Here is a 7,321-nt window from a genome sequence, read left to right on the forward strand (position 1 = left end):
CAGAAGGGCCCGAGACCTGCAGCCTGGAGTGCGCCGAGAATCTCCGGCGGTTGTTCGTCACCGGGGTGGATCCGGAGTCCGTGGCCGCCCTCGTCATGGAACCGATCCTTGGCGAAGGGGGGTTCGTCGTCCCGCCTCGGGCGTTCGTGACCCGCGTGGCCGAGATCTGCCGGGAGCACGGAATCGTGGTGGTGGCCGACGAGGTGCAGACCGGGTTCGGCCGCACGGGCACCCTCTTCGCCTCGGAGCAGCTCGGCCTCGTGCCCGACGTCCTGACCACGGCCAAGGCCATGGCCTCCGGGTTCCCGCTGAGCGGGGTGACCGGCAGGGCCGAGATCCTAGACGCCCCTCCCGTAGGGGGGCTCGGCGGCACCTACGGTGGAAACCCCCTGTCGTGCGCGGCGGCCCTCGCGACACTCGAAGTCATTGATCAGGAGGACCTGTGCGGCCGGGCCCAGGCCCTCGGGGAGAGGATCCGGAACCGTTTCCTCCAGATGAAGGAAACGCTCCCCTGCGTGGGCGACGTGCGCGGGCTCGGGGCCATGATGGCAATCGAATTGGTCAGGGAGCGCAAGACCAAGGAACCGGCGGCGGAACTGACCCAGGCCCTCGGCCGCTTCGCCCTAGAACGGGGCGTGATCACGATCAAGGCGGGCTCGTACGGGAACGTCGTGCGACTGCTCCCCCCCCTGTGCATCGAGGAGGACGATCTGGATCGTGGGTTGGACGTCCTGGAAGAGGGGCTCAAGACCCTGAGTGCCTAGCCGGCCCACGCCCGATGCGGGCCGGAGAGACGCTCCCCAACCACCACCGGCCGCCCCCCGGCGGCCTCAGCGGGAAGAGGAGGAGAAGCGATGAGAAAGACCTTGGCACTCGCGGTAGCAGGTTTCCTGTTCGCCCTGCCGGTCCGGGCCGAACAGGCACGGGACTATTTCAAGATCGGGGTCATCACATCCCTGTCCGGCGACCTGGCCACCGGGGGGAACGTCACCAAGCGCGGGTACGACCTGTGGGCCAAGGCCGTCAACGAGGCGGGCGGCATCGAGATCGGGGGCAAGCGCTACGGCGTGAAGCTCTTCTACGCCGACGCCCAGTCCGAACCTTCCCAGGGGGCGAGCGGCGCCGAGCGCCTCGCCACCCAGGAGAAGGTGGACTTCGTCCTAGGCCCCTATTCCTCGGGCGTCACGCTGGCCGTTGCGCCGGTGCTCGAAAAGTACAAGATCCCGATGATCACGGGCTCGGCAGAGTCTCCCCTGATCTGGCGGCAGAAGTTCGCTTATACCTTTGGAACGATCCCCCCGGTGAACTACACAGGGGCTCACCCCATCGGGGCCTTAGCAAACCTCCAACCCAGGCCCAAGACGGCCATCGTCCTCGGCTCGAACGACGCGTTTTCCAAGGCGACCGCAGAAGCCTTTCAAAAGGCGGCCGAGGACCACGGCATTAAGGTGCTCAAGTACAATATCGTCCCGAGCGGTCAGGACCTGATCCCCCTTCTCTCCGCCGCCAAGGTGATGCGCCCCGACCTGATCGCCTTCGGCGGTCATGACGAAGAGTTGATCAACCTGGTGAAGGCGCTCCGGCAGATCAACTACGTGCCGAAAGCCCTCCTCATGCACTACGGGGTCACCGAACCGGCGTTCGTGGAGGCGCTCGGCAAGGACGCGGAGGAGGTCTTCGGCGCCTCGGTCTGGACCCCCTCGCTCCCCACCCACGGGGAACTTCTGTGGCCGGACGCCAGGGCATACGCTGAGGCCGCCGAGAAGGAGTTCGGGGTTCCGGCAGACTACACCCAGGCCGGGTGCTCGGCCGCCGGCATCGCATTCCAGGCGGCCTTGGCGAAGGCCGGGGTGACGCCGCCCCTGGACGAGGCCGAACGCGACGCCCTGCGTCGGGCCCTGGAGGGCCTCGTCGTGGAAACTTTCTACGGCAAAATCGACTTCGCCGACGAGGGGGAGTTCTACCATGCCAACGTGGGGCTCGAGCCCCTGATGGTGCAGATCCAGGGCGGCAAACCCGTGATTGTGGCGCCGGCCGAGTTCGCGGAGGCGAAGCCCCGGTACCCGATGACCCCGTGGAGCGAACGTTAGTCTCGCGTAACGGCCGGGAGCCCTGGGCTCCCGGCCCGCAGCGGTGGAGGAATCCGTGCTCTGGCAACTGCTTCCCCAGGCCCTGTTGGACGGCCTGCTCATCGGCGGCATCTACATCACCGTGGCCCTCGGGTTTTCCCTGGCCTTCGGGGTCATGCACATCATCGACTTCGCCGTGGGCGAGTGGATCATGCTCGGGGCGTTCCTGGGGTATTACCTGCAAGGGTGGACGGGGGTCGATCCGCTGTGGCTCCTACCCGTCGTGTTCGCGGCGTTTACGGGCGTGGGGTACGCCATCCAGCCCGTCATCTACCGCGCGGTCAGCGGCCGGCGCGGGAACCCCGTGCTCATGGGACTCGTGTTCACCTTCGGGTTGATGCTCGCCATCCGGGGGGCGGGTCTCACGGTGTTCGGATTCTTCAGCCATTCGATTCCATCGGCCCTGGCTCAGAAGTCCCTGTTCCTCGAAACCGGAAACCTGTTCGTCACCATTCCGGCGATCCGGCTTTTCGGGTTCGGTTACGCCCTCGTAGTGATGATCGTGCTCCACTGGCTTTTGAAGCACACCAACTTCGGCCTGGCCGTGCGCGCGCTGGCCCAAAACCGCGACGCCGCGGGACTCATGGGAATTAACGCCAAGAGGATTAGCTCTTGGGTCTACGGACTCCACGTCGGGGTGAGTGCCATGACCGGCGTGGTGATCGGATCGATCTTCTCCATCAGCGCCCAGATGGGCGGCGACTACACGATTCTCGCCTTCTTCGTCGTGGTGCTGGCGGGCATGGGGTACCTGGCCGGGGTGCCGTGGGCCGCCTTCCTCCTTGGCCTGGTTCAGTCCCTGTTCCTCATCTACGGCAATCCCAGTTACACGCTGCTCGCCGTGTTCGGGCTGCTCTACCTGATCCTTCTCATCTCGCCCAAGGGGCTGTTCGCGAAGGGAGTGTGAGGAATGGGCCGTTCGAAAGCCCTATGGGCCGGGATCGTCGCGATCGGGTTCGCCGCCTTCCCCCTGTTTGTCCGGGACACCTTCGCGTTGCGGGTCATCACGGAGGCCATGATGTGGATCGGCCTCGCGATAGCCTGGGACGTTTTGGGGGGATACACCGGATACCTCAATTTCGGCCATGGAGCATTTTTCGGGGTCGGAGCGTACACCACGGCGATTCTCATGATGCGGGCCCATTGGCCGTTTGCCGCGGCCCTGGGAGCCGGGGGGGTTGTTGCGGGGATCGCCGCCGTGATCGCCGGCCTTCCGACTCTGCGACTCAAAGGCGCGTACTTCGCCATTGCCACTTGGGCCCTGTCACGGGCCGTCCAGCAGTTGGCCCTGGTCCTGGATTTCACGGGCGGGCCGGACGGGATGCGCCTGCCTCCGTTCCTCCACCCCGTGTTTTTCTACTACCTCATGTGGGCCGCCGTGGCGGCGATCTTCGCCACGCTCTGGATCCTGTTGGAGCGCTCGGCGTTCGGCCTAAAATTGCAGGCCATCCGCGAGGACGAGGAGGGCGCCATGGCCATCGGCCTCAAGCCCACGGTCATCAAGGTCCAAGCCTTCGTGCTCTCCACGGTTCCGGCCGGGGTTTTGGGGGGCATCTACGCCTATTGGATCACGTTCATCGATCCCGCATCCGTGCTGGGCGACCTCGTGACCGACCAATCGGTCGTGATGGCCGTGTTCGGGGGCCTGGGGACCCTGGTGGGCCCGGCCATCGGGGCGGTCCTGGTGTACGCGTTCAAGACCTTTTTCTGGGCGTATCTCTCGGACTACCAGGTGCTTTATCTGATCATCCTCGGGGTGGTGATCGCCCTGAGCGTCGTGTTCCTGCCCGACGGCCTCGTCGGGCTCCTGTCCCGGCGGAATCGAGAAGTCGGGAGCCCGGAAACTGAGAGCCCGCCCAGCGAAGAAACGGCCGGGGAGGTGACCCCGTGAATCAGCCCATCCTGCAGGTGGACCACGTATCAATGGCCTTTGGAGGGCTCCGCGCCCTCGACGGCGTGACCTTCTCCCTGGCTCCTGGCGAGATCGTGGGCCTGATCGGCCCAAACGGCGCCGGGAAGACGACCCTGTTCAATGTGGTGAGCGGGTACTGCCGTCCCACGGAGGGGAAGGTGCTATTGGAGGGTACCGATGTGACGGGGCGCAAACCGTTCCATCTGGCCAGGATGGGCGTGGGCCGCACGTTCCAGATCGTCAAGCCGTTCGCCGGGCTTTCGGTGCTCGAGAATGTCACGGTGGCCTGCCTGCTCCACCATCGCACCAGACGACTCGCCGAGCGCAAGGCTTGGGAAATCCTTGAACTCACGGGGCTTGCCCACCGGGCCCGCCACCCGGCTTCCGGCCTGACCCTGGCGGGCCGGAAGCGTCTGGAGATCGCCAAGGCGCTCAGCCTGGAACCCCGACTCCTGCTGCTGGACGAGGTGGTCGCCGGGCTGAACCCCACCGAGGCCGACAAGACGATCGAGCTGATCCTCGACGTGCACCGCAGGGGCGTCACGATCCTCATCGTCGAACACATCATGCGGGTGATCATGAACATCAGCCACCGGGTGGTAGTGCTCAACTACGGCGCCAAGATCGCAGAGGGCCCGCCGGAGCAGGTTGCCAAGGACCCCGAGGTCATTTCGGCCTACCTAGGGGAGGCCGCCGCATGAGTGAACTCGTTCTCGAACACGTGTCGGCAGGATACGGGGACGTGCAAGCCCTCTGGGACGTGTCCCTTTCGGTGAAGACCGGGCGGTTGGTGACCCTGTTGGGCGCCAACGGCGCGGGGAAGACGACCACCCTCCGCACCATCTGCGGACTCGTCAAGCCGTGGAAGGGGCGGGTTCGGTACGACGGGCGGGCCCTGGACGAGCTCGAGGTGCACCAGGTGGCGGATCTCGGAATCACCCTCGTACCCGAGGGACGCCAACTCTTCCCCCAGATGACGGTCGAAGAGAACCTGCTGGTGGGCTCCTACCTTCCGAGGACGCGCCCCAACCGGAAAAGGAACTTGGAGAGGGTGTACGAACTCTTTCCCCGCCTGGCGGAACGCCGGTCGCAGCGAGCCGAGACGTTGTCGGGCGGAGAGCAGCAGATGCTGGCCATCGGCCGGGGCCTCATGCAGGAACCCAGGATCATCATGTTCGACGAGCCGAGTCTGGGGCTGGCACCGATCCTGGTCCAGGAGATCTTTGGTATCATCCAGGGGCTCCACCGCCAGGGCCTCACGATCTTCCTGGTGGAGCAGAACGTCCATCATGCCCTTCGCGTGGCCGACTACTGCTACGTGATCGAAAACGGGCGCGTCGTGCGCGAAGGCACCCCGGCCGAACTGGAGGCCGACCCCGCGATCCGCCAGGCTTACCTGGGGCTTTGACACGAACGGAGGTTCGCCATGCACGGGTTCTACGGCCGCGTTCTCGTTGCCGACGCCACCCGCCGCGCCTGCCGGGCCGAGGAGGTGTCCGAGGAGGTGCTCCGGGGGTACTGGGGGGGCAAGGGGCTCGGGGTGTGGCTCCTGGAACGCCACGGGCTGGTGGGGGTGGACCCCCTGGCCCCCGAGAACCCACTCATCGTGCTGGCCGGGCCGGTGGCGGGAACCCCGGTGCCGGGGTCCTGCCGCCACGCCCTCGTGACGAAGAGCCCCCAGACCGGGTTCTTCTCGGAGTCGTACTCCGGCGGGAAGCTCGCCGAGAAGATCGCCCGGTGCGGGTTTGACGCCGTGGTGGTGCTGGGCCGGGCCGACGGCCCCGTGGTGCTCGAGGTCGGCGACGGCGAGGCCCGGTTCCACGACGCCGAAGACCTCTGGGGCGCCGACACCTACGCCGCCGAGGAGGCCCTGGTGGGGCGGTTCGGGGGATCCGGCCGGGCCGGGGCCTGCGTGATCGGCCCGGCCGGGGAAAACGGGGTGGTCCTCTCCATCGTGGCGAACGACAGATGGCGCTGCGCCGGCCGCACCGGGGCCGGGGCGGTCATGGGCTCGAAGCGCCTGAAGGGCATCGTGTTCCACGGAACCCGGGCGAAATCCGTGGCCGACCCCGAGGGGCTCAAGGCCTTCGCGCGCCGGGTGACGGCCGAGCACCGGGGCAGCCCCGCGGCCCAGACCTACCGGAACTACGGCACCCCCAACATGGTGGCGCTTCTCAATACGGTGGGGGCGTTCCCGGCGCGGTACTGGCACAAGGGCCGGTGGGACCGGTCGGCCGAGATCTCGGCCGACGCGCTCCTTTCCCGGTGCGAGGTGAAGCCCAGGGCCTGCGCCCGGTGCTTCCTCGCCTGCGGGAAGCTGAGCCGGGTCAAGGAGGGCCCCTACGCGGGGCTCGTGATCGAGGGGCCCGAATACGAGACCATCTACGCCTTCGGGGGGCTGTGTGAGATCGCCCCGATCGAGGCGGTGGCCCACCTGAACGACCTGTGCGACCGGCTCGGGCTCGACACGATCAGCGCCGGGAACCTGGTGGCCTTCGCCATGGAGGCCTCCGAGCGGGGGGCCATCCCTGAGCGGATCCCCTTCGGCGACGTGGAGGCGGCCGAACGGCTCCTCGGCCAGATCGCCCGGCGCGAGGGCCTCGGCGAGGTGCTCTCCCGGGGGATCCGGGCCGCGGCCCGGGAGTGGGGCCTGGAGAACGTGGCGATCCACGTGAAGGGCCTCGAGCCGGCGGGGTACGACCCGCGGGTGCTCCAGGGCATGGGGCTTGCGTACGCCACCTCGGACCGCGGCGCATGCCACCTGCGCACCACCTTCTACAAGGCCGAGCTCTCGGGCCAGATCGCCCCGGACCAGGTGGAGGGCAAGGCCGCCCTGCTGGTGGACTACGAGGACCGCCTGGCCCTCATGGACGCGCTGGTGCTCTGCCGGTTCTACCGGGACTTTTACGGGTGGGAGCCGCTCGCGGAGATCGCCCGGCTCGTGCTGGGGGTGGTCGGCACGAGGGAGACCCTGGAGGCCACGGCCCGCCAGATCGCCGACGCCGTGCGGCGGTTCAACCTGCGGGAGGGGCTGACCGCGGAGGACGACGGGCTCCCTCCGCGGTTCTTCGACGAGCCCCTGCCCGAAACCGGGGCGGCCCTCCGGCGGGAGGATTTCGAGCGGATGCGGCGGGAGTACTACGAACGTCGGGGCTGGGACCCGGCGGGAAGACCGCGGTAGAGGCCCTGCCGGGCCCCACGGGGCCCGGCAGCCCAGGGCAATCGAAGAAGGGGTGTCACGAGGGTTCTGCGTCCACGCGTCCCAGCAGTCAGCCCTACG

7 protein-coding genes are annotated in these 7,321 nt (G+C 67.5%); all 7 read left to right on the forward strand.

Annotated elements, in window-relative coordinates; genetic code table 11:
* Positions 1-764 (forward strand): aspartate aminotransferase family protein (locus ACYQ8L_RS17585; protein ID WP_459943124.1); only part of this gene is annotated, 764 nt, incomplete at its 5' end.
* Between the two features lie 90 nt (positions 765-854).
* A complete protein-coding gene (locus ACYQ8L_RS17590; protein ID WP_459943125.1) occupies positions 855-2,090 on the forward strand; it encodes an amino acid ABC transporter substrate-binding protein in 1,236 nt (411 codons plus the stop codon).
* A gap of 55 nt (positions 2,091-2,145) precedes the next feature.
* Entirely contained in the window at positions 2,146-3,036 is an 891-nt protein-coding gene (locus ACYQ8L_RS17595) for a branched-chain amino acid ABC transporter permease (RefSeq protein ID WP_459943126.1), read from the forward strand.
* Between the two features lie 3 nt (positions 3,037-3,039).
* Positions 3,040-4,020, forward strand: coding sequence for a branched-chain amino acid ABC transporter permease (locus ACYQ8L_RS17600; protein WP_459943127.1), 981 nt, complete (start codon positions 3,040-3,042; stop codon positions 4,018-4,020).
* Positions 4,017-4,742, forward strand: coding sequence for an ABC transporter ATP-binding protein (locus tag ACYQ8L_RS17605; RefSeq protein ID WP_459943128.1), 726 nt, complete (start codon positions 4,017-4,019; stop codon positions 4,740-4,742). The genes ACYQ8L_RS17600 and ACYQ8L_RS17605 overlap by 4 nt, the downstream gene beginning before the upstream one ends.
* Complete coding sequence (locus tag ACYQ8L_RS17610; protein ID WP_459943129.1) at positions 4,739-5,449, forward strand: ABC transporter ATP-binding protein; 711 nt, start codon at positions 4,739-4,741, stop codon at positions 5,447-5,449. Before ACYQ8L_RS17605 ends, ACYQ8L_RS17610 begins: the two co-directional genes overlap by 4 nt.
* An 18-nt stretch (positions 5,450-5,467) precedes the next feature.
* Positions 5,468-7,222 carry an aldehyde ferredoxin oxidoreductase family protein gene (locus tag ACYQ8L_RS17615; protein WP_459943130.1) on the forward strand — a complete coding sequence of 585 codons (1,755 nt, stop codon included), beginning with the start codon at positions 5,468-5,470 and terminating at the stop codon, positions 7,220-7,222.
* Positions 7,223-7,321: the final 99 nt, after the last annotated feature.

The organism is Deferrisoma palaeochoriense, assembly GCF_054656955.1.